General features: G+C 65.1%; 1 protein-coding gene. It reads left to right on the forward strand.

Annotated elements, in window-relative coordinates:
* Positions 1 to 2: 2 nt before the first annotated feature.
* The gene (gene ychF, locus ACIRS4_RS37810) at positions 3 to 1,031 is read left to right on the forward strand and encodes a redox-regulated ATPase YchF (RefSeq protein ID WP_404204743.1); all 1,029 of its coding nucleotides are present in this window, start codon (positions 3 to 5) and stop codon (positions 1,029 to 1,031) included.
* Positions 1,032 to 1,209 lie beyond the last annotated feature (178 nt).

Raw genomic sequence — 1,209 nt, forward strand, 5'->3', positions numbered from 1 at the left:
CGCTGTTCAATGCGCTGACCCGCAACGACGTATTGGCAGCGAACTACCCGTTCGCCACCATCGAGCCGAATACCGGCGTCGTCCCGCTGCCCGATCCGAGGCTGGCCACGCTCGCCGAGATCTTCGGGTCCGAGCGCCAGCTCCCCGCCGTCGTGACGTTCGTCGATATCGCGGGCATCGTCAAGGGTGCGTCCGTGGGTGAGGGCCTGGGCAACAAGTTCCTGGCCAATATCCGTGAGGCCGATGCCATCTGCCAGGTCGTGCGTGTGTTCGCCGACGACGACGTGGTGCACGTCGACGGCAAGGTCGACCCCTTCGCCGATATCGAGGTCATCGAAACCGAGCTGATCCTCGCCGATATGCAGACCTTGGAGAAGGCGGTCGTGCGCCTCGACAAGGAAGCCCGCATCAAGAAGGACCGCAAGCCGGTCGCCGATGCCGCCAAGCAGGCGCAGGAAATCCTGGACGGCGGCCGCACTTTGTTCGCCGCGCAGAAAGAGCTGGATGTGGAGCTCCTCAAGGAACTCTCCCTGCTCACCATCAAGCCGTTCCTCTACGTCTTCAACGCCGACGAATCGGTCCTGACCGACGAGGCGAAGAAGGCCGAACTCAAGGCCGCCGTCGCCCCCGCCGATGCCGTCTTCCTCGACGCCAAGATCGAGTCCGAACTCATCGAACTCGACGACGAGTCCGCCCTCGAACTCCTCGAGTCCATCGGCCAGTCCGAGCCCGGCCTGCACGCCCTGGCCCGCGCCGGCTTCCACACCCTCGGCCTCCAGACCTACCTGACCGCAGGCCCCAAGGAATCCCGGGCCTGGACCATCCACCAGGGCGACACCGCACCCAAGGCGGCAGGCGTTATCCACACCGACTTCGAACGCGGCTTCATCAAGGCCGAAATCGTCGCCTTCAACGACCTCGTCGACGCGGGTTCCATGGCAGCGGCCAAGGCCGCGGGCAAGGTCCGCATCGAAGGCAAGGACTATGTCATGGCCGACGGCGACGTCGTGGAATTCCGCTTCAACGTCTAACGCGCGGGCAAACCGCCACGCGCACAGACTCATTGAGCCCCGCCCGGTGTTCCGGGCGGGGCTCAGCTGTGTCGATGGCTGTCCGCGGTGGCCGGTTCGGTCAGCGCGGAATGCGGCATTACAGGGCGTTCGCGGAACTGTTTGGCGGCAAGCTCATGAGCGGCGGACTGGCCTTTTG

It is taken from the genome of Streptomyces sp. NPDC101166 (genome assembly GCF_044768125.1).
In the GTDB taxonomy this organism is placed as follows: Bacteria; Actinomycetota; Actinomycetes; order Streptomycetales; family Streptomycetaceae; genus Streptomyces.